Below are 22,272 nucleotides of genomic sequence, written 5' to 3'. Positions count from 1 at the left end.
TGAGGTGAGCCCCTCGTAGTGGTCCAGTCGTTGTGGGACTCTGATGCCCGATCTTCGGGCAGGAAGAATCGACGACGACATGGCAGCCAAGAAGCGCCGGCGGCACACGCCGGATCAGATCATCCGCAAGCTCGCCGAGGGCAACAAGCTCCTCGGCGCCGGCCAGGAGCTCTCCGAGGTGTGCCGGCACCTGGAGATCACCGAGTCGACCTGGCATCGCTGGGTCGCCCAGTACGGCGGCATGAAGGCCAGCGACGCCAAACGCCTCAAGGAACTCGAGGCCGAGAACGCCCGGCTGAAGAAGCTGGTGGCCAACCAGGCCCTCGACATCGACATGCTCAAGGAGATCTCGGAGGGAAACTTCTAACCCCGAACCGCAAGCGCAGCGCCGTGGCGATGCTGCGCGACCGGTTCGGGGTCTCCGAGCGGCGAGCCTGCACGGTGGTGGGTATCCATCGCTCCACGATGCGCCTGACGCCGTCACCGACCAGCGATGAGGAAGACCAGCTGCGGGCCTGGCTGCGGAAGTTCTCCACCGACCGGCCGCGCTGGGGATGGCGACGCGCAGCCATCGCGGCGCGGCGAGCCGGCTGGGTGACCAACAACAAGCGCATCCGCCGGCTGTGGCGCGACGAGGGGCTACGAGTGCCGCAGCGCCGCAGGAGGAAACGCTTGACCGGTATCGGGGCCGCGGTCGGGGCGATGTGCCCGATCGCACCGAACGTGATCTGGGCGATGGACTTTCAGTTCGACACCACCGCCGACGGGCGCACCATCAAGATGCTCAACGTGATCGACGAGTTCACCCGCGAAGCGTTGGCGATCCACGTCGACCGCGCCATCAACGCCGACGGCGTCGTCGACGTCCTCGACCGCCTGGCCCTGATGCACGGGGATCACCCTGGCAGAACGCCTGGATCGAATCGTTCAACGGCCGCCTGCGCGACGAACTGCTCAACTCGTGGCGCTTCGACTCCCTGCGCGAAGCCCAAGTGATCATCGAAGACTGGAGGATCGACTACAACGCCAACAGACCGCATTCGGCCCACCGCGGACTCAGCCCAGCCGAGTTCGCCCTACAGTGGACCACGACCCACCAACCCCAAGCCGCATAACGACTGGACCATCAAATGGGTCCCCCTCACGGCTTTCCGCGTGGCAGTTCTACGCCCGATAAAGCAGGAGCCATCTCGACAAGCTGGCTCAGGAGATCATCCGTTTGCGCCGTGCCGCAGGGCAGCAGCGAACGCGTCTTGATCGGCGCGCCGGCGGATCAACTGGTCCGGCGTCAGGCGCGCTTCAGTGGCATCAAGTACGTCATCGTGATCATCGTAGGGGGCCAAGTTGATTCGGACTTCGAGGTCGGTCGCGGCCAGGATGCGCAACAGCACAGGAAGTGACGGTTGCCGCGCGCCCGATTCGATGCGAGCGATCGTCGACTGTGGCATATCAGCCAAATCTGCGAGCTGCCGCTGCGATACACCGGCCCGGCTCCGGGCCACTTTCAACAGATTTCCGGCAAGCCGCTCGGCGTGCCCGACACCCGTCGGCCCCATTCGCGCCATACCACCACGATAGCCAATCAGCTATCGCACGTTCGATATGTCACCGGGCGCATGAGAATGCGCGCGAGACTTGAAATATGCGTCGACGTGCATGACACGTTCGTGAGACACATGACAAGGACATGACACCGCCGCTGAGAATACGACACGCAGCGTGAGACCCTACAAGCGCCTTGTAGGTTCTCAAACTTCGTGTCATTTAGCGATGCCCTGACCTGCGGCGATGCACATCGTCTCACGTTGTGTCATCGGGGGCTGTCTCAAATTCGTGGCATTTCCTAGTCGCGTGTACTCGCCAATCTGGCCTACGAGCGCAACCGCAGGGGCACTCGGCCCCAGATCGACTAGCTCCGATGACAGTCCATTCGTAGGCTTTAGATACCGACTACCCCCTCGCTTTCCCAGCGCCGCCGCGCTCCCGCGACCACTTCTTTCACAATCTCCACGGGGTCCCGGATTTCCGCTGACGATATTGTCTGATCTAAAAGCGCCTCGTGCACCACCTCGTCGCGACCGTGCATGCGACGCTCGACTAGGTCGTCGCCCGTGTAGCCTCGCTCAGCCAACCTCCGCTCCACCTCTGCCGGACTCCCCGGCCGCAGCAGTGCAGTATGTATCCGTGGTCGATAGCGAGGAATCATTCGACATGCTATCTTCGCAAGCGCATCTAAAAACCATATATCGTCCGACGATACTGCGGTCTCCACCCGATCAAGACGGTCTCCGTAGTAGTTTCCGAGGATGTAGTCCCACTCGCAGAAAGTCGATCGGCGTATTAAGTCTTGAAATTGTTCCCGAGAGACGAACTCATAATCTGCACCGTCAATCTCACCGGCGCGCTTGAGCCGCGAAGTAGTTGGGATTATCAGTCCATAGCCCATCGACATTGCCGTTCGACAGATATGACTTTTTCCGACGGTTGAGGGTCCGGACAAAACAATTAGCATCAATAGGCCTCGGTAAATAACTGGAGCTGGCTCGGGCTCATCCCATTTCGCCTCAAGAACGGTGCCACCTGATCAACACACGCCGATCGATAGTCGAAGGACCGGAACTCGCCGGGATACATCTCCGCATATGTGCTCTCACTTCCCTCAGGCACGAATATGTTGTGAAAATTATACGGGCTTGTGTAGGGGAAATGCTGGTCGGGATTCTCAAGTGCCCTAGCCGCTTCCGCGATCGCACCAGCCTTTTCAGTCCGGAATGTCTCGTATCTTCCTTCTGCAGTCAGAACGCCTAACTGGCAAACGAACTTCGCACGCCGCCGCCGAGAGTGTTCCATGAGATCCAGCACGCCCTGGGATCCCAAAGCTCGCCACCAACGCTTAGTATCAGGACCTGGCAGTATTGCATCCCTATCAAAGTCGGAATTAAAATGTTCCACGAATAGCATCGTGTCCTCGATCAGCACCGGGTATGTGCGTGCCCGTGCAGCGAAACGCGCGATCCTGCGCAACGGGTCTTCGACGAGGATGCGTTCGGGCCCCCACCCCTGACCTTCTACCTGCGGTTCAGGAACCGATGATGCCAGATCCGAGATTTCCAACCGCACACCGGAGGACCTGAATAGATAACTATACTGTCCGCGTTTGACGTGGCTGCCGGTGGCAAAATAGGCAAGTGGATAAACGAGACCTCGAGAGATGGTATCGATACTCTGGCGAGCGCCGTCACTCAGGCGAACCCTAAAAGAACTCAGAGGCTCCATCTGCCGCGGACACTCAAAAATTGTCGCATCTTCTCCAAGAGTATCGCACCACCGAAAGCCGGCGTCGATCAGCATCTGGGTTTCTCGTGCCGGAATTCCAGGTGTCGATGCGGTTACCGCAAGTGCATCTGTAGTCGCAAACATAACATCTGCCGCGATAGAGTAGGCGTCACGCAACTCGATATCTTTCGAGTCATTTAGCTGAATGTATATGCCTTCGGTCGGCCAATTACTCGTCCGCAAGCGATACTCTGCGCTAACGGTAAAACTGGCGTATCCGTCCACCGTGACATTGAGCGATCCGAACGCAGCATGCCTTCGCTCGTTCTCGATGGACGCTGGATCGGACATATTCTCCGTATCCACGTATACTGTCGAGAACTTCACGAGAAGAACACCACGAAGGCTATCGGAAACTGCTGGAATCCATTCCCATCGACAATTCGACGCTGAGCAACGACAGAAACGTCGATCGCTTCGTCTGACACCAGCTTCATCGAGGCGCTCACCGCTACCGTTGGGACATTCGGATTTGGGCTGGCCAGTACAAGACTCGGTGTTGCCCCTTTGGGTACAGCCACTCTTTCAACGGTGGTCGATGTTGATTGGCCATCTGGAAGCGATATGAGCGCCTGACCCGCCAAAGGTGAATGATCACGGAGCCTCTTTATCGTGCTATTTTGTAGGCCTATCTCAGCCTCCTGCGTCGACAGCTTCGCAGGCAGAGTGCGGATTTCCTGTATTTCCTTGAGATACGACCCCACCACGATCAAGCCGCCTGCTATTGCACCAATTCCCGCAATGGCGAACGCCGATTTCCAACGCCTCTGAAGCCACTCGCCAGCAATTGCCAGCTGCCTCCTGCTGTTAGATATATCCGCTTGTTTCCTCTGAGGAAAAGGGTCGGCGTCTTCGGCGAGTATCTTTCGCCAACTCTGACCATAATGATGGCTCTTCGCGCTGAAAACATCTCTGAAATCCGTTGTGAGGTCTGTGTCCGCCACTCTGTAAAAGTGGCAAGCACCAATTTTCTCGCCTACTCTGAGCGTGAAGGGGTTGGGACTGGTATTCGCAATATGAAAAACCATTATGCCGCTCCAGTATGGATCAACATATGATGTGGATAGGACCACACCGACGGTGGCATGCGATAGTCGTGGCAAAGTCAAAGCGCCGAGATCGCGGCCCAACGTCAGATATTCTAGAGTGTTTACCGTGATTGTCTCACCAGGTTCGAGTGTGAATTTCCCACCGGTCGCCCTGAGGTCGAATACGTACGGACGTCCCTTAAACCGTTTCCTGCCGCGGCGCCAACGATACCGGTGACTAAGTACGACTGGACCCATCGTAAAACTCAGCCGGTTCCCGAAGAAGTTCGCTTGGAAAATCTGGCGACCTAAGCTGTTTTCATCGACAACATCTTCAGGAGTTGCGAGCAGATTCCCATCGCCCGACGGGTCGCATTCATATTGAATCCGGAGATTCTTACGCCGGACCTCGTCCAATACCTCTTTTCGGCTTAACATTTCATCCTGGACAGTGCTGTGATACCGACGGTGCAATAGAGCGGTGCCGCACCCACTCTTCTCCTCCCCTACGTGATCTTGGAGTTCTGGCGAAATTATACGGATTCCAGGGCGTCACCATAGTCCGTTGGCAGCTGCGGCGAGGCAATTCCGTGCGCGACGCAGACAACGAGGCCCGCAGTTCCCAGCTCACGTGTCTCTGATACGCACGTTCGATACGCCAGCGCGCGCATGAGAATGCGCGCGAGACCTGAAATATGCATCAGCATGCATGACACGTTCGTGAGACACATGACAAGGACATGACACCGCCGCTGAGAATATGACACGCAGCGTGAGACCCTACACGTGTAGGTTCTCATGCTGCGCGTCATACGGTGTCGCTCTGAGCTGCGGCGATGCAGGTTGTCTCACGTGTTGTCATCTGGGTTTGTCTCAAGTTCGTGTCATTTCTTCGGCCGTTCTACTGTCCGTTGTCGATCTATCTGAGGCAGGTCGGGGACGCTGACCTGCGGTGCCTCAGATCAAGTGACAATCGGCAGCGGATGGTTTGCCATTTGAACTGGGGTAAGTGGACTTTCGTGGCGGGGAACGAGCGCGGGCCCGGGCTGTCGGCCAGAAGGAACACTGCTTGGCTCCGGCTGGGACCCGAAGCATGAGACACGAGCCCGCGCTCGTGCCGTCGGCTCGGTCCCATCAGCCTCGTTCACCGCTTCCCGGTACGCCCTGACCATCCTGACCATGCCTGGCCGATTCGCTAGTGGATCTACGATCAGCAACTTGTCGGGTCCGTCGGCCGCGATGACGGTGCCGCACGTTGGGCCACCAGCTGGCTTCGCGCAGCAGTGTGGCGATGGCGGGGACGGTGAGGGTGCGCACCAGGAAGGTGTCGAGGAGGAGCCCACAGCCGATGATGAGGCCGGCCTGGATCATGATGGCGATCGAGCCGGTGGTGAGGCCGAACATGCTGGCGGCGAAGATCAGGCCGGCTGAGGTGATGACGGAGCCGGTGTTGGCGACGGTGCGTAGTACGCCGACGCGGATGTTGGGTCCGGATTCTTCGCGCAGCCGTGAGACGAGCAGCATGTTGTAGTCGGCGCCGACTGCTACCAGGATGATGAATGCCAACAGCGGCACCGGCCAGGCGATTTCGTAGTTGAGTCCCCATTGGAAGATCAGGACGCCGATGCCGAGTGAGGCCAGGTAGTTCAACACGACGGTGCCCAGCAGGTACAGCGGGGCCAGCACGGCGCGCAGCAACACCACGAGGATGAGGCCGACAATGAGCAGGGTGGCGATGGCCAGTTGGGCGAAGTCCGCCCGCAGCAGCCGTTGGATGTCGGAGTTGACGGCGGGGAACCCGGCAACCGAGACGGTGACGTCTGCCAGTGATGTGTTGGGGCGCGCCGCGTTGGCAACGTCGACGATCTCGTGCGCCAGGCGGATTGCTGCGCCACTGTAGGGGTCGGGTGTCGATTCGATGGCGAAGCGTGCGGCTTTGCCGTCGGCTGACAGGAATTGTTTCGCCACATCGGCGAATCGGCGGTTCTCGAAGACGTTGGCGGGCAGGTAGAAGCCGCTGGCAGAGTCTGAGGAGGCGCTGGCGCGAGCCGAGTTCTGCAGTTGGGTGGCGATCTGGCTCATCCCGGACAGCAGTTCGATGTTGCTGTCGGCCAAGGTGTGCACGCCGGTTGCCAGTGCTTGGGCGCCCGAGGCGAGTCGACTGATGCCGTCTTGGAGTCGACCTATGTTGCCGGCCAGATCAGTGGGATCACCGAGGGCTCCGAAGGCCTTGTCCAGGCCGGTCACCGCGTTTTGGACATCGGTGAGGGCGCCAGCCACGGTGGCGTTGCTGGTGGGGTTGTAGTGGTCACCGAGGTCGGCGACCTCGGTGAAGAATCCGCTGTCGCGCAAGCTCACCAGAATCTGAACCTGATCACGGATCTGGGCGCATTGCGGCGTGGTGAGGCACCACGGGGAGGTGTTGAGGGCGGCGGCGAGGGGGTCGAGGATTGTGATGGCGCTTTGGGCTTGTTCCGCCAAAGGTCGCAGCCCGGGGCCGGATTGGATTGCGTGGTCGATGGCCGGGGCGGTCGCTGAAAGCTGTTGGAGCAACGGTCGGAACTGCTGGGCCTGAGCGCCCGCGGACTGAGCTTGAGCCAGTATCCCGGTCAGTGGTGTCAAAGCCCTGCGCAGGGTGGTGTCAAGCTGTGCGAGCCCGCTGGCGAGTTGGTCGGCGCCGTCGGTGAGCTTGGTGAGGTCGTCCTTGCGTTCGTTGCCGTCGGCGACGGCGCCAGCCAACTTGTCACCGATCTGGCCGTTCTGCCACGAGAGTCGGGCCTGTTCGAGGCGCTCTCCGGTGGGCCGGGTGATCCCGGAGACTTTGGTGACGCCGGGGATCTGGGAGATGCGGGAGGCCATTTCGTCGAGGTCTGCCAGCCCCTTACCGGTGCGCATGTCGGTGGGGCTTTCCACCACCAGGAATTCAGGGATGACGATATCTTTGCCGAAGTGGTGGTCCAGCAGCTGGTAGCCCTGGTTGCTCGCGGTGCTGGCGGGCTGGCCTTTGCGGTCGTCGTAGCTGATTTTCATTGTCGCTGCGACTCCTGCCAAGGGCAGTAATATGACCAGGCTGGTGATCAATAACCGGCCGGGGCGCCGGACCACCGCGACCGCGACGCTGTTCCAGTACCGGCGGGTGCGATCGGATTTGGGTTCGCCGATGCCGTGTTTGGACGCGAGCGCCAGCACCGGCGGCAGCAGTGTGACGGTGGCTGCGAATCCGATCAGCACTGCGACCGCACACGAAGGGCCGAGCGCGGCGAACACACTCAGGCGGGCGAACACCATAGCCAAAAACGCGAACGCGACGGTGGCCGCCGAGGCCAGGATCACCCGACCGATGCTGGCGGTAGCGTGGATAACGGCCTGGTCGGCGGGCACGTGTGTGCGCCGCTGCTCGTGATAGCGGCTGATCAAGAATACGGTGTAATCGGTGCCTGCACCCAGCAGGATCGCGGTCATAAACGCCACGGTGAACTGCGAGACAGGCATGCCCAGCTCGCCCAGTACCGATAGCACACCGCGCCCAACGGCCAGGCTCACTGCGATCACCAGCAGCGGCAGCAGCGCGGTGAATACCGACCGGTACACGATCAGCAGGATCAGCGCGATCAAGCCGGCAGTCGCGATCGAAATCAGCAGCAGGTCATGCTCGGCAGAGGCGATCATGTCACTGAAGGTCGCCGTCGGCCCCGTCACATACGCTGTGGTCGACGTGCCGGCGAACACCCCAGCGGCGATATCGCGCACCGCCTGCACGGAGGCGGCCGCGGTGGGGTCACCCAGGGTGCCAGCCACACCCACCGGCAGATACCAAGCTTGGTGATCGTTGCTGACCGCGTGGGCCGCGGTGACAGGGTCGGCCAGCAAGTCTTCAACCAGCAGGACGTGATCGGTGTTGGCGCTGAGCCGCGCCACGAGCTGCTCGTAGTGCTGCCGCACCGCGGGGGTTAACCCGGCGGGGTCTTCCATCGCCACGAACACCATCGTTTTGGAACCCTGTTCGCTGAACGCCGCGCTCATGCGGTCCACCGTTTGAAACGACGGGACATCGCCGGGGAGCAGATTTACCGACTGCTGCCGCACCACCGTCTCCAGCTGAGGAAACAGCAGCGCCAGCACGAGCGCAACGCCGACCCATGCCCCCATCACCAGCGCCTTGTGTCGCACCGTGAACCCGGCCAGGGCGGCCAATCGCACGCTGTACTCGCTGGAAGCGGCCGCAGGGGCCGAACCGCCAGTCCGTTTCGGCAGTGTCGCTGTGGTACCCGAGAAGTCCCGATCGCCGTCGATCACCCCACCCCCCATCAAACGAAACTTTCGATATCGCTACGCTACTCATAGTGCCACAGTGGTCGAAACGGGTGCTATTCCGGGCCCCACGCGCGGCCCGGCGTAGGCCATTGCGGAATGAACCATTAACGACGTGCGGCGAGATCTACCTCGGAGTCGTAGGCCTCGGGGACGTCATAGCGGACCACCCGGACCCGCCCTTGCGGCAGGCACGCCATGTAGCCATGGTGCCGGCCGTACAACTCCCAGGCGGTGACCTCCGGATGGGCGTCAACGTCGATGCCGTGTCCGCTCGAAAAGCCAAGGTGCAGCGCACCGCCATCACCGCACCATGCCTGCGTGCACACCGCGCCGGCGAAGTCCAGCAGTGGGATCTCATGAGTCGCGACCCGGGCGGGGTCGATGAACACTGCCTCGATCGGAAAGTCACCGACAGCGGGCAACGTAAGCAGCAGCGGACTGTAGATGACCACCTCATTGCCGTCATCGAAGCCCAACATCAGCCCGCCACGCAGCGACACCCGCTGCACAGTGCACGCTTGGATCCATTGGGTGTACATGGCGCCTCCATCAACCGTCGAGCGATGCACAAATGGTACTATTGGTAGCGCTACACTACTAGCGGTAGCAATCACTGGGTGTCACGGAGCCAATCCGGAACACGATGGCACTGCCAGCGACGAACCGTTTCGCTGGGCTACCGTTGGTGCCATAATCGGCCCAAGCGCGCAACGCCGGCCAAAAACCCGGAAGCAGCGAGGTGAGCGAGGTGAGCAGCCGGTTGCAGTTCGGCCACGATGACAGCAAGGACGATGACGACATCGACCCCCGCCGGATCCGGTCTCGCAATCGCCTACTGGACGCAGCGGCCGCACTGCTCACCAGCGGCGGCGTTGAGGCCGTCACCATTGATGCGGTCACCAAAGCCTCCAAGGTGGCTCGCACCACCCTCTACCGTCATTTCAACAGCTCGTCGCAGCTGCTTGCAGCGACCTTCGAGCGGCTACTGCCCCAAGTCACCCCGCCTGCACCCGCCAGTGGAACGCTGCGCGAACGGCTCATCGAACTGCTCACCCGCCAGGCCGCCTTATTCGACGACGCCCCGCTGCACGTCACCGCGCTGGCCTGGCTCGCCCTGGGCCCCACCGCAACCACCGATCACGCCAGTACCGAGCACGCCCCTAGGGCCCTGCGCGCACGAGTCATTGACCAATACCGACAACCCTTCGACGCCATACTGCAAAGCGCCGAAGCCCGCGCTGAACTCGGCGACTTCGACGTCGAACTCGTACTGTGCCAACTCATCGGGCCATTCGCCTTCGCGCGGATGACCGGCCTGCGCACCATGACTGCCCACGACTGCACACGCATCGTCGACGACTTCCTCGCCTCCCACCGACACAAGGACAGGGAACCCGCAACCACACCGGCCGGCGATAATTCAACCGCTGGTCAGGCAGCAAACAGTGCCTCAGGTCAAGCGAGAACGGATGTTGACCGTCTCTCTGGGTGACGACCACGGGGTGGGGATTCGCCACTGGGGTTGCCGATAGGCCGGTCGGCCGGATCTGCCGGTTGCTTGGGCTCGTGTTCACCATCAGTGTGACGAGGTAACTGATGGGTGCGCGACACCCCGCTAAAGTCTTTGTCGGCTCGCTGGGTGCCGCGCTGTAGTGCTCGCAGGCACTGATGGTGACGGTAGAGGTTGATTTGGCCTGCGTCGAGTCCCGGCTTTTGGCCGGCGAGATCGGCTGTCCGACGTGTCGGAACGGTGTGCTGGGCGGTTGGGGGTATGCCCGGGTCCGCCAGGTCGAGTGACCTGCGGCCATGCCGCCACCGTTGCAGCGCACACTGAGTCGAGGCTACGGGCAGTACCCCAGATAGATTGGCAAAGACACGCCGATACCTCAGATGCCGTGACAATGCCCCACGTCAGATGCCAACGGACATCTACGATCTGCGGCTTATGCAGAGATGACCCGGTGCGCCGGCAACCGGCGACGCGCACATCGTTTCGTCACGTGACCGCCAGGTATCTGGTCGCCCCGAGCCGGCAGCACCTCTGAGGCGACCGTCCGGGTGATGATGGCGCTGGCGGCTCCGTCCCAATCAGTGAAGCCGGCCAAGCCAACGCGCAAGGACGCCAAACAGGTTGTCGTCTGACACATTCGTAATCAGCAAAGTAGCCGCGGCAACGCCCAGCGAGGAGATCGCCACCCATACAGCCGTTTTGGCCACCCGAAGGGACTCCAGCGACGACGTCAGAGACGCTGCCGCAGTCAAAATGCCGCGATAATCCTCGTCTGCGGCCAGCAGCGTTTCGAGCATTCCCATCTGTTCATTCAGTAGGTGCTCATTCATGTTGATCGGCTCACGTATCTCACGGCCGCGTTCGACGCCTTCGGCGACGAGAAACGGCGCTTCTTCGAAGAAGAACTGTGCCGGGTCTCGCCGCCAGCCGCGTCCGTTGTATGCCCGAATGTCTCGGTCAATGCTGCTCATGTCGACGCTGAGGGTCAGCAAGCTAGCTCGTAGGCGGCCCAGCTGGCCGTGTTGGCGGGCAGCGTCTCGCATCGATGCGTACCGCCCCTGACACACTTCCAGCATTTCGCTTATGGACAACCGTAAAAAATAGTCCTCAACCGCGCCTCGGACGTAGTAAGCGATCGAACTGTCATTCTGGCCAAGCCCATAGGACGTAAGCTCCTTCGTGAGGCCGGCGAGGATCTCGGTTCGGTTGCCCCAAATCGCCCACGTTCGGCGATCCTCCATGTCCGAGTCAGTTCGTATATCCCGCTCCCCGATGGTCATTGCCGGGAGCTTGCTCGACCTCTGAACGTAGACCGTATGCGGAAGCCCGAGGGCGCGAACAGCTCCATCAACCCCTCTCGCTGGACGCGTCTCGGGGTAGGCACTTATCTCATCGAACAGGACGACATCCAGTAAAGGCTGCGGCTGTCCATTTGTTGCAAAAAACCCGGGCCACTTAGCGGAAAACCATTGCCGTGCAGCACCATGCAGGCGACCTCGTTCCTCTTGCACCCTTCGGAACGCCACAAAATCGGGGTCCAAGGGTCGTGGCCACTCCCCACCCCGCTTACCCCAATACATTTCAGGCTGGTAATCCCGGTGCCAAGCCTCATCGAGCCGAGATATCGCGTCGTCATCAAGATCGAACTTCGCCATGACAGCCGTGATCCCTTGGCCGATCTGAAGAGCTTTGAGTTCGACTCGATCGAACTCTTTGGGCATCTTTCGACGGACGGCATCATGGCCGATGGCATTGCTACCGCGACGTACAACCTCGCCGAGGTTCCACCACGTCCAGCGGGCTCCCGATCTAGCCTCGTCGGGAGTAGGCATATAGCGGCGGCCGAGCATTCGTAATTGCTTTGTATCCCAGCGGTTTCGATTTATTGCTTGGTCCAGATTTTCCTTAACACTCGGTGGGAAGAGTTCGACGACGAACAGCGACGGGATTCGAACATGGTCAGTGGGTGGAACGGTGCACTCATCCTCATCGCCCCATCGGAAGCCGGCTAGCGCCCTGCGGTGGGCGCGGTACTGCATATTTAGGTTGATGAGGTAGTCGATCGGCGTCAGGAACCGATCAGGCGCCAGCTTGGCTGATCGCGTACGTCGCACCCCATAGAGAACTTTCTCGATGCGTTCAAGACTTCGGTCGCGCTCGTCGCGAGCGGGCTTACGACTTGGGTTCGCCGCAGCGGATTGTCGCGGCTCTTCGCCGGCTGTCTTCTCTTCGGGCCAATCGCCCTCTCCGGTCATGATGACGATGTTAAGTACGCATGGCGACAGCAATCCCCCAGGCGCGCGGACCGCCGCGCGCGTCTCGTCCGCCGAAAGGATCGCAGAGTTGCCTGGAGTCCGCCCAGGTTCGTTGTTGAATCTGTAGCCGTCGCAGTCCGGCGACCAAGTCGAGCGTCGAGCACCGGGCGAGTCCACCGGACTCGGGGTAGACGCCTTCGTGTCCGACGGCCATGTTTCGATAGGGATCTCCCGTCAGTCAGCGTCGACAACAAGAGGAGGTCTGGGCATGCCCGACGTCATTGCCGACCACTACATGCTTCTGAAGGTCGAGCGCCGTAGCGGGACCTTCTCCGTCGTTCGCAAGGCGATTGATGATCGCGACGAATCATTTGTTGCAGTTAAACTGCTCTCCGGTCAGTCCGACGATGTGACCCGGAAGGTCTTCAATAACGAAGCGACGACGCTCAAGAACCTTTCGCACCCGAACATCGTGCGCTGCCGCTGGTCCGGCATAGACGAGACCGCCACCTACGTCCTCGTCCTGGACTGGGTCGAGCGGAACCTCGACGATGTTCTGAAGGCATCCGGGCCTTGGGACTCGTGGGATCGTCTGGCTACCGAGATAGCGCTGCCGTTGGTGGATGCGCTCGCCTACACCCATCTGAAGCAGATAGAGCACCGAGACATCAAGCCGCAGAACGTCCTTGTCTCAGACTCCGGCGTTCCACTGCTCGCAGACTTCGGAATCGCGAAGATCCGGGGCGAGGCACCAGCAACTTCGCATACCGTCGCAGCCTGGCATTCGAAGCCGTACGCACCGCCGGAACTCAACGCAGATATCCAGTACGTGCGAGACGTCTACTCAATGGGTGTTCTCCTCATTCAATGCATGACCCAGGAGCAACTTAAGGACCTCGCAGGTGTCGAACGGGCATTGGAGACAATCCCCGTTCCTCCTGATGTTCGGCATCTGCTGGGCTCGTGCATCGCCACGCAGCCTGACGCCCGGCCTAAGAACGCCGGCGACCTCCTAGGCGGCTTAAAGGCCATCCAACAGCGCAGACGGGCGCAACAGCAGCTCGCGCGAAATCCCGTCTGGCTGCGTCTTACGAAATCGGCGGTCAGAGCGCTGGCGGGTAGCGATGACGCACGACAGGAGGCGATCGGCAAGGCAAACGCCGACCTGTCGGGGGATGTCTACGCCTCCTTCTTCAACGACCAGGAGTCGGGCGAACCCCAGCGTGACAGCATCCGCATCGACGGCGAGGCTTGGAGCTTCACTTTGAAGTCCGACGAGAGCGGCGCTGTGATCATCAAAGCGGCAGAGTTGGACTTCGAGCGACTTGAAAATCACAGGCGCCGAGCACTTCTGGTGCCGAAAATCTTCGACTGGATGTTTAGCCAGCCGGCCAATCCTGTTCTAGCCAGGACCGGCATCGCCACCTTGATCGACACCGTCGATGCCTTCTACGCCGCTCGGGATCACGCGGACCCAACTGACGGAGGGGAGCGAGACGGCGACGAACTATTCGACATCTGGCGTCGAGTACTGAATGCCCGCGAAGAGCTTGCCCGCGGAGAGAAGAAGCCACTTCCCTACAAAAAGTGGCAGGCACGGGGCCGCGAGGCCACGTTCATTCTAGAAACCGCGGTAGATCACGATCTAGTCGGCACAGAATGGCGCGTTCGAGATTTGGTGACCGACCGAAAGCTCGGATGGGGCGAAGTCATCGATCACGAGGCCGACCGAGTTGTCATCCTGAGTGCTCGGAGGTGGGAGGGACTTCCCGACCGGGCCGTCCTCGATCCGCACCTTGGCCCCGACGAAGCGGCTCTGAACCGGCAGCGTAGGGCCGTCGACGACGTTCAGCGCGACAAGTCAGCCCGCTCGGACCTACGGGAGCTGCTGCTCGATCCCGGCCGCAACACGGAGCCCAAGTCGGCTCCGATCCAAATCTGGAACCGCAATCTGGACGAACGCAAGCGCCAGGCCATCGAGACAGCGATGGGATCGCCTGACATCTTCGTTGTCCAAGGACCACCGGGTACAGGCAAGACGAGCTTCATCGCTGAGCTCGTTGAGCAGACACTGCGGGTAAACGCCGAGGCACGGGTGCTCATCGCCTCGCAGACGAACGTCGCCGTGGATAACGCACTGCAGCGACTTGCCGACGGCGGTCAAGCCAGCATGGTCAGGCTCGCAAGCGCTGACCCGAATCGCGTCGATGAATCAGTGCGGCACTTTCTGCTCGATGCTCAGATGAAGCGTTGGGCACGAGCAGTGCGCAAGAACGCGGAGAGTCACCTCGGAGCACGTGCCACTGAAGCGGGGTTGCCACCGTCACATCTGCGAGCCGCATTGGCGCTACAGCAGTTGTCCGCCGCCCTGGCACAACTCGACCACCTCCAGGCCGCGCGTCCAGATGACGAGGAAGATCAGCGGTCGGAGTTGGCAACATCCCTGTCAGAGCCAACCTCCACAACATCGGTGCAAGACAGGGTCGACGCGCTGGCTGACCTCCGAGATGAGTTACTAGCCGAGGCGCAATCCGAGCTGGGCAGCGACCTGACTCTGTCAGTCGAGATGACTGCAGAGGACACTATGACTGCTGTAGATGCCCTCATAGGTGGAAGCAGCGAGGCGCAGCAGCTACTAACCCGGCTCCAGTTGCAGGGCGAATGGCTGCAGCGGATCGCCTCGGATCCTGGCCTCGCAAACACGTTCCTCGACCAGACGAGCGTTATCGCTGGAACCTGTGTCGGATACCTCAGGCATCCCGCCGTGCGGCATCTCGACATCGACCTGTGCATCGTCGATGAGGCGTCTCGAGCAACCCTCACCGAAGCCTTGGTGCCGATTTCCCGAGCCAAGCGCTGGGTCGTCGTCGGTGACACAAACCAGCTGCCGCCAGTCGACGAAGACCTGCTGCGAAACAAGGATCTGATGAATGACCACCAGCTTCTGCCCGAATATGTCAAACAAACGCTCTTCCAAAGACTGACGGACCGATTGCCGGAACACTCCCAGGTGATGCTTAATCAGCAGTACCGGATGATCCGCCCGATCGGTGACATGATCTCGACCTGCTTCTACAAAGAGCAGTTGCGCTCCCCCAATGACGGCGGGCTCGACGGCTATTCTCTGGGTTACGGCAAGCCCGTACTGTGGCTCGATACGTCGGCACACGGCGAGGCTCGCCGAGAAGCAGCTCCCCAGGGCAGGGGCAAGAGCTTCGCGAACCGTGCCGAGGCTCGCATCGTCGTCGATCGACTGACGGTGCTGAACGGATCCATCGACAAGCAGGTCGTCGGCCTGCCGAGGAACCGTGAACGGCTAGATGTCCTTGTGATCGCGCCATACGTTGCGCAAGTCGCCGACCTAAAACAGCAGCTTGCTCCCCTTGGTAACCGATTGCGGCACCTGTCGATCACGGTTATGAGCGTCGATGCCGTGCAGGGGCGTGAGTCGGATGTCGCCTTCTTCTCTGTGACGCGCAGCAACTCCAGGGCTGAACTCGGCTTCATCGGCCCCGACTACTGGCGACGAATCAACGTTGCGCTCTCCCGAGCTCGATTCGGCCTCACCATCGTCGGCGACGCTGGCTTCGTCAGAGGTACAACCGGTGCCTTGAAGAAGGTCCTGACCTATGTCGAGACACATCCGGACGACTGCGAACTGCGGACGGCGGAGCGATGAGTCTTACGTCGGCCGAAATGATTCGGCGCCGGTTCGGCGACCACAGGCCGGGTCTCCAGCTGATTAGGGTGGTCGATGCCGCCCTACCGGTCACGATGCTCCGCGTGGACGTGTTGGCTCAAGAACGCAAGCCGCTCCCCCTGCTGGAAGAATTCATTCTGCGGTTCGTGCACGCCGGGGTTCGTGAGATTGATGAGATCGCTGCACTCCTTGGCTTACAGCGCAGCCAGGTCGTTACCACAGTCGCCGACCAGATCAGCTCAAACAACCTCACCAAGGCTTGGAGCGGACAACTTGGCCTGACGACGCTGGGGCTAGAAGCCGCGCGCAATGCCGAAGCGGTACAGCCAATCTTGACTCAACTCAACGTGCCGTTCGATCGGCTCGTCTGGAACGCCGAGGACTACACGCGTTCCAGCCTGCTCAAGAAGCGGGACGCATTGGAAGCTGGCCTCGTGCTTCTGCCGGCCAAGAAGAGCTCGCGCGTCAACCTAGACGACCTTGCCGTGCAACGCTTCAACGAGCTGGTCGAGTCACGCGACGACCGGACGCGGAAAGTGGAGGTCCTGCGCGTTCGAAAGATCGCGGCACAGAACCTACACCTGTATATGCCGGCCCAACTGCTGATCTATGGCGATCCTGACTCCGGCGAGGTGGAACTGGGGCTATGCGTTGATGGAGACCTTCAGCCGAACCATGGACTGGAACTTGCGGCCACGGATGCCGTCGTCAAACTTGGGATCGTTGTAGCACGCTCGGAGCCTCGTCCGACTCTAGCCCCCGAGCTCGAGGACCAGCGGGTGACGGGCGATCAGGTCGAGATCCTCAGGGCCGCTGGCGAGTTGAGGATCCGAGACGGCGACGAATCCGTCGAGATTCCGCAACGCATCGAGGACATTGCGGTGCGCAGTGTCGACGTCCATGAGCACCCGCAGCTGCTCACTAAGGCGCTCAACGGCACCAAGAAGCGACTGCTGATCATCGCACCTTGGGTCAAGGGCGGGGTGGTCAACACAGATTTCGTTGCTGCCCTTGAGCGACGGCTTCGAGCAGGCGTTGAAGTGCATATCGGTCACGGATACGGGCCAGATGACAGCGGATCGGATGACTTTGCGCTTCGCAGGCTCAACAACCTGGCGGCTCGATACGACAAGCTGCGGATCGTCCGCCTGCAGAACACCCACGCCAAGATCCTGATCTTCGACGACCAGTGGATCACGACCAGCTTCAACTGGCTCTCATTCAAAGGCGATCCGAACCGGACCTACCGCATGGAAGAAGGCACGCTCGTCCAGATCAAAAGCGAGGTCGACAAGGCCTTCGCGCGGTACATCGATGTCCTCAACGTCGATGGGGTTGACCCCCGCGCGCTAACCTGAGCCTCGCCTTGTCGGGGCCAGTCCTACGGCATTTGCGCAACGCCGACAGCCGCTATCGCTACGACGCCTTCGCGGCCTTCACCAAGTTAGGCGGCGGATCACCGCTGGAGCCGGCCGGGCGACAGCACCTTATTCGACGGGTGAGTCCAGAGGGAGCGAGTGCAACGGCTGGCTAAGAAGAAACTGTCGATCTCGCACGGCAACACGGATCCCTGGCGAGAACCACGCAGTCGCGGGAAACCCACGCCCGTTACGGCAACCCTCGTACAGCAGTGGCCACCGGTAATAACCAATCGTGTTGGGCGTCCGCGGTGTCGGCGCTGTCGAGCGGCTCGTGTCCGGCGTCGTGTCGACGACCAAACCAGACCCGCATCTCCTTGAGTATGTCGAGGACGACTGGCAAGAACTTGTGCGGTGATATCGAGCGCATCCCTGGCGCGACCGCAACATTGCAGTACCCTCATCGCCAGGTGGGCTGGCGCAGAAAATTTTTCAGAACGTTTCCGGTGGCGGCGATCGCTGCCAGAGAGGCTAACGCTCCACACAATGGCCGACGACCCGATCTCGACGATCTATCTGGCGGACCGCGCTGATGGCTCCGCCATCTACCAAGCCAACATGAATCTCCTCTACGTGATCACCACGTACGGAGCTCTCGTGTTCGCTGCGCTCGGCTCAAACTTTATCAAAAACGCGTGGGCACTGGCATTCATCGGAATCCCGCTCTGGGGTTTATTGTGTTACCAGGTGCAGCTTTTGGTGCTGGCATCCGTGAGGGTGAATTCCATCCGCATTCTGGAGCAGAAACTACTACACGGCGAAGAAAGACTTTCCGATCCGCAAAAGAACCAGCTCGGCTCAGACGCCGGCGATCGAGTTTCGCGCGTTTCCAGACAACCCCGGTGCCTCGCCGCCGCGAACCTAGCGGCCTTCTTTGCCATCGGCCTAGCGTCGATCGCTGTAGCCCTAGCTTCGCTAGCGACTGTTCCAAAGTGCAGCCCTGCATTCATTTTCGGTGCTACGACGCACTTCTTGCTGGCCATCATATTTCTCGGCGGCCTAATTTCGCTCCTGCGAATCAAAACTCTGATAGGTGCCCTCGGCAGGGAGGGTCCGTACCCCTGTAGGTCCGCCGGCGCATGATGACCTGGTCGGCCGGGACTTCACCGCCGGGGCGACGTCGTTATCTGCCGACATGCCAACAACTTATCGACGCCCACCGCGAACAAGGCTACGAGCAATGCCGGGGTAATACTAGTGTAGGGTTGCCGGCTCCGTGTCATACGACGATGCGCTGAACTGCGGCGATGCTGGTTGTCTCACCTCGTGTCGTCATCTCCTCGGCCAGCCCGAGAATGCGCTGATGAGGTACCGGTTCCGCAGGTAGTCGGCGATCACACTGAGCATGTATTGACGGTGCGGCCAGTTGGGGTTCGGTCTGCGCCTCCTGCTAGCGTCGCCGTTCGTTGGCTCTGCCTGCCATGAAGTTCATTTCAAGGAGACCCCGTTGCGACTGGACCGGACCCCCGCTTTCTCCCGCGTAAAGCTGCTGCACGTCAACCTCCTCCCGACCAGTGAGAACACGGACATCAAAGAATCAGAGCTATTGGGTACAACTGTTACGGCATGGACGGGCCTCGAACCGAGCGACGACGTCTTCGCTGAGTGCGACATGCGTGGCGTACTTACCTCGGGGTCTGAGCTTTGTTGGATTGCAGGCGATTCCGAAGTCGAGATGATGCAACCCCCTCGGTATGCCGGTTTGCCGGAGGAACTGGTGGCGGAAGCGAAACCCATCGCGTCTCCTGCGGGTTCGAAAGCTTATTCGGGCACAGCAGAGGGATGGCCACCGTTGATCTGGAAGTCTCGGACGGTTTATTCCGCGATCAAATACGATGACTACGACACCGCCGTTGAAGTTCTTCTATGCGCTTTGTCGGTGGCGCCGGATGACGGCGATCTTCGCCCGATGCTGCTGGCGAGTTTGAAGGCACAATACGCACGGGTGCTGCGCCATCCCGACTCCTATCCTCAGCCCTGGCGGACGCAAAAGAGTCCGAGCAGCGCCATGTTGGACAGGCTTCGACTCTGACGCCCACGAGACTCCTACTCGATCGTCTGGTGCCTGCAGTGCGCCCCGGCCGGGTCGTCCTCCGCGCCGATAATGACCAAATATGCCACTCCGTCGGCCCTCTCGGGCGCATCGCGCCGGCAGCCCTCGACGACCCGCCGAAACTTAGACCTGAGCAACGGCGTCATTCCGACCGGTATTCACCTGTCGTCGGGGCCGTTGGGTTTGCCATCATGTCTGCTCCACGGGTCACCCACGTCGTGCACTAAGCGGTCTCGGTCGGCAGCCCATGCCCGATCTTCGGGCCCCTGGAACAGTTCGGTGATATCGGGCCATAATGGCCCACTTTCTGAGATGTTCGTTTCATTGTGGGTCATGTGTCTACGTTCCTCGCTGACGGCGCTTGGCACCTCTATCCACCTACAGTCTGTCGCTAGTGCCGACTGATCGCACGCGGCACGGAGTTCCCCCGGGCTGCAGGAACGGGGCTCCGCTGCACAATCAGGTGAAGATGTCACCAATCCGTGCAGCAGACCCCGGCGACATCCACGGTCCAAACAGCCGCCAGTCGAAACCTCCTACGGCAGGTTGGAGGTTGCAGTTGGCTACAAGCTATCAACGGTTTTCATGGTCTCCACGCTGACAGTTGTAACCCGCTTAATCAACTCGATGATGTACGTCGGGTCGTCGTGTTCGTCGCACCAGTCGTTGGGGTCGTTGACTATTCCCGACGCCTTGTCGGTCTTCACCTGATACCGGTCGATGATCCATGCCAGCGCCGAACGTGAGCCGAGCATGTAGCGCTCGGCTTCTTCCGGGATGCCGGTGATGGTGACCTTGCCGTTGTAGAGCAGGGTCGTGACGTTGTCGACGTTCTTACCGGTCTCGGGGTCTTTCTTCTTGGCCCACTTCATCTTCGTCACCCGCCACGTCTCACGGCTTGACGGATCACCGCCGGGCTTGAGTTGCACCTCAAGCGGATACGGCTCGACCGACTCGTAGCCGACGTGCAGCTCGGCCAGCCGGCGGCCGGCGTCGGCCAACTGGCCGAACCGCTCCCGGGTCTCTGGGGTCGGGATGTGCGGCAGCATCTTCTTCAGGTCCGCGGCGTACGCCGTCCGGTAGGCCGGATCGTGCAGCAGGCCGTAGACGTAGTAGAAGATGTCGTCCTTGGTCACCTGGTCGCCGATGGCCTCGCGGTAGAGAGCCAGGATGCCGTCGGTGATGTTGTCGACGCGGCGGTAGCCGTACTCGTCGACGTCGCCACTGCTGTTGTGGAGCGCCAGTTCACCGTCCGTGGATTCGACCTTCTTGTAGGTCCATCGAGGGAAGAACTGCGCCGTGTACGTGAAGAACGATAGGTCAGGTAGCAGGTCTGTCGCGAGGGTCGCGAACTGCGTGCCGTCACGCGGTGCAAGCACGAGGAAGCCGATGTTCTTGTGGTGTGGCGTCGGAAACATCTGTGCCAGCTCGCCACGCCGATGGTTGAGCATGGGGCCGAAGTAGACGTGTTCAACGTCGAACGGGCGATAACAACCTCGCCGCACCTCCTCGCCTGAGTACGCACTCACCGTCCCGCGAGCGAGGTGTTGTTTGAGGGTTGCCGACCACTTGATGCGCGTCTCGTCCGCTGCGTGTGGGTTCTGAGCTAGGTATGCGGTGACGGCTTTCTCGTCACGGCGGGTTACACCTTGGGCTTGGCAGTAGCTGTCAAAGGGTTCGAGCTGATCGTTGTAGTTGGTGACCAGGCGTGAGACGTTGGCTTTAAGTTCCTGGCGGGAGTAGTTGTACACCCAAGCATCCCGCGCCGTCTCCAGTCCGCGCGAGAGCGTGGTGAAGATAGTGACGGATCCTGGAGCAGGCTTCTTATCCCCGATCACAGGCCATGAGCCGTAGGCGTCATCGCGCTGATTCACCCAGTCGCCGTGTTCGTTCGGGGTGATGGTCTTCCAATCCACGGCGTCGAATTGGGTCTCATCTACGATCCGCAGCTTGTCCTCGCGGCTGAGGTAGTCACCAATGTCGTGGTAGAAGACGTCGCACGGCCCGCTGCGGTCGGCGCCTTTGACCCCGACGAAGACGGCGACGGTGTTGCGGCTGCCCGCGCCGAAGACCTTGCCGCCCTCCTTACGAGACAACTCACCCGCGGTGCGCTGGTTCCCTCGCAGGTTGTAGACGTAGACCGCCGAGTAGTCGTCGGCCAGGGATAGCCGGATCCCGTCGGCGGTGTTGCCGTCGATCCAGCCGCCGTTGGATACGAACCCGACAACGCCTGCATCCCCGATACGGTCAGTTGCCCAGCGGAAAGCCCGGATGTAGGAGTCGTAGAGGCTGTTCTTGTTGGTCGCGGTCGACCGCTTCGCGTAGGTGTCTTCGATCCGCCCGTCCAGCGTGGGGTATTTCACGTTGGCGTTCAGGTCATTGGCGCTGGTCTGCCCCACGGAGTACGGCGGTTCCGTGCATGGTTTGGGCGTGTTGCAAACTGGCCTGATCCAGCGGCGAGAACGGTCCCGTGACGGCTGGGCGGAGACAACAAGTAGTAGTGATGGCGCCCAGGTCGCCACCTAAGGCCGATGGCGCACCCATCAAGCTCCCTTGCCAATACCACTAACTGGACAATCACGGTCGTCAGGCGAAGCTCCCAGCCCGCTCAATCGCAATCGCATCTAGTAGTTCGCGGGTCTGCCGCCGCCGGATAAG

12 protein-coding genes and 2 pseudogenes are annotated in these 22,272 nt (G+C 60.8%); 6 read left to right on the top strand and 8 right to left on the bottom strand.

Going from position 1 to position 22,272, the window contains the following annotated elements:
* The first annotated feature begins 79 nt into the window (after positions 1-79).
* Positions 80-1,115, top strand: a pseudogene (locus tag EJK91_RS19470) (IS3 family transposase).
* 96 nt (positions 1,116-1,211) lie between these two features.
* On the opposite strand, the gene EJK91_RS19465 reads toward EJK91_RS19470, so the two are convergent.
* From EJK91_RS19465 to EJK91_RS19440, 6 genes are all read right to left on the bottom strand, one after another.
* Positions 1,212-1,565 carry a helix-turn-helix transcriptional regulator gene (locus EJK91_RS19465; protein WP_125079735.1) on the bottom strand — a complete coding sequence of 118 codons (354 nt, stop codon included), beginning with the start codon at positions 1,563-1,565 and terminating at the stop codon, positions 1,212-1,214.
* Between the two features lie 374 nt (positions 1,566-1,939).
* On the bottom strand, positions 1,940-2,512 hold the full coding sequence (locus tag EJK91_RS23205) for a hypothetical protein (protein ID WP_125079734.1): 573 nt from the start codon (positions 2,510-2,512) through the stop codon (positions 1,940-1,942).
* On the bottom strand, positions 2,512-3,627 hold the full coding sequence (locus EJK91_RS19455; RefSeq protein ID WP_164518034.1) for a non-canonical purine NTP pyrophosphatase: 1,116 nt from the start codon (positions 3,625-3,627) through the stop codon (positions 2,512-2,514). Before EJK91_RS19455 ends, EJK91_RS23205 begins: the two co-directional genes overlap by 1 nt.
* A 32-nt stretch (positions 3,628-3,659) precedes the next feature.
* Positions 3,660-4,781 (bottom strand): dCTP deaminase domain-containing protein, encoded by a 1,122-nt coding sequence (locus EJK91_RS19450; protein WP_164518033.1) that lies wholly within the window; start codon positions 4,779-4,781, stop codon positions 3,660-3,662.
* 717 nt (positions 4,782-5,498) lie between these two features.
* Entirely contained in the window at positions 5,499-8,672 is a 3,174-nt protein-coding gene (locus tag EJK91_RS19445; protein WP_188108924.1) for an MMPL/RND family transporter, read from the bottom strand.
* A gap of 110 nt (positions 8,673-8,782) precedes the next feature.
* On the bottom strand, positions 8,783-9,217 hold the full coding sequence (locus EJK91_RS19440; protein WP_046189984.1) for a DUF6188 family protein: 435 nt from the start codon (positions 9,215-9,217) through the stop codon (positions 8,783-8,785).
* Between the two features lie 209 nt (positions 9,218-9,426).
* On the opposite strand from EJK91_RS19440, the gene EJK91_RS19435 reads away from it, so the two are divergent.
* Positions 9,427-10,170 (top strand): TetR/AcrR family transcriptional regulator, encoded by a 744-nt coding sequence (locus tag EJK91_RS19435; protein WP_046189997.1) that lies wholly within the window; start codon positions 9,427-9,429, stop codon positions 10,168-10,170.
* Positions 10,171-10,766: 596 nt separating this feature from the next.
* Here the strand turns inward: EJK91_RS19435 and EJK91_RS19425 are convergent.
* A complete protein-coding gene (locus EJK91_RS19425) occupies positions 10,767-12,443 on the bottom strand; it encodes a hypothetical protein (protein WP_125079731.1) in 1,677 nt (558 codons plus the stop codon).
* 268 nt (positions 12,444-12,711) lie between these two features.
* Between EJK91_RS19425 and EJK91_RS19420 the strand changes: the two genes are divergently transcribed.
* The 4 genes from EJK91_RS19420 (at position 12,712) to EJK91_RS19405 (ending at position 19,593) form a co-directional block, all read left to right on the top strand.
* Positions 12,712-16,122 carry a serine/threonine-protein kinase gene (locus EJK91_RS19420; protein ID WP_046188576.1) on the top strand — a complete coding sequence of 1,137 codons (3,411 nt, stop codon included), beginning with the start codon at positions 12,712-12,714 and terminating at the stop codon, positions 16,120-16,122.
* Positions 16,123-16,226: 104 nt separating this feature from the next.
* Complete coding sequence (locus EJK91_RS19415) at positions 16,227-17,501, top strand: phospholipase D-like domain-containing protein (RefSeq protein WP_125079730.1); 1,275 nt, start codon at positions 16,227-16,229, stop codon at positions 17,499-17,501.
* A 546-nt stretch (positions 17,502-18,047) separates the two neighbouring features.
* Entirely contained in the window at positions 18,048-18,644 is a 597-nt protein-coding gene (locus EJK91_RS19410; protein ID WP_046188574.1) for a hypothetical protein, read from the top strand.
* Positions 18,645-18,927: 283 nt separating this feature from the next.
* Positions 18,928-19,593, top strand: coding sequence for a hypothetical protein (locus tag EJK91_RS19405; RefSeq protein WP_046188573.1), 666 nt, complete (start codon positions 18,928-18,930; stop codon positions 19,591-19,593).
* Positions 19,594-20,177: 584 nt separating this feature from the next.
* On the opposite strand, the pseudogene EJK91_RS19400 reads toward EJK91_RS19405, so the two are convergent.
* A pseudogene (locus EJK91_RS19400) lies at positions 20,178-22,025 on the bottom strand (type ISP restriction/modification enzyme); the annotation flags it as partial.
* Positions 22,026-22,272: the final 247 nt, after the last annotated feature.

The sequence above is a fragment of the Mycobacterium sp. P7213 genome (genome assembly GCF_900604305.1).
Taxonomy (GTDB): Bacteria; Actinomycetota; Actinomycetes; order Mycobacteriales; family Mycobacteriaceae; genus Mycobacterium.
Note: the sequence above shows the minus strand (reverse complement) of the source record. Positions and strands in the feature narration are given on the sequence as shown.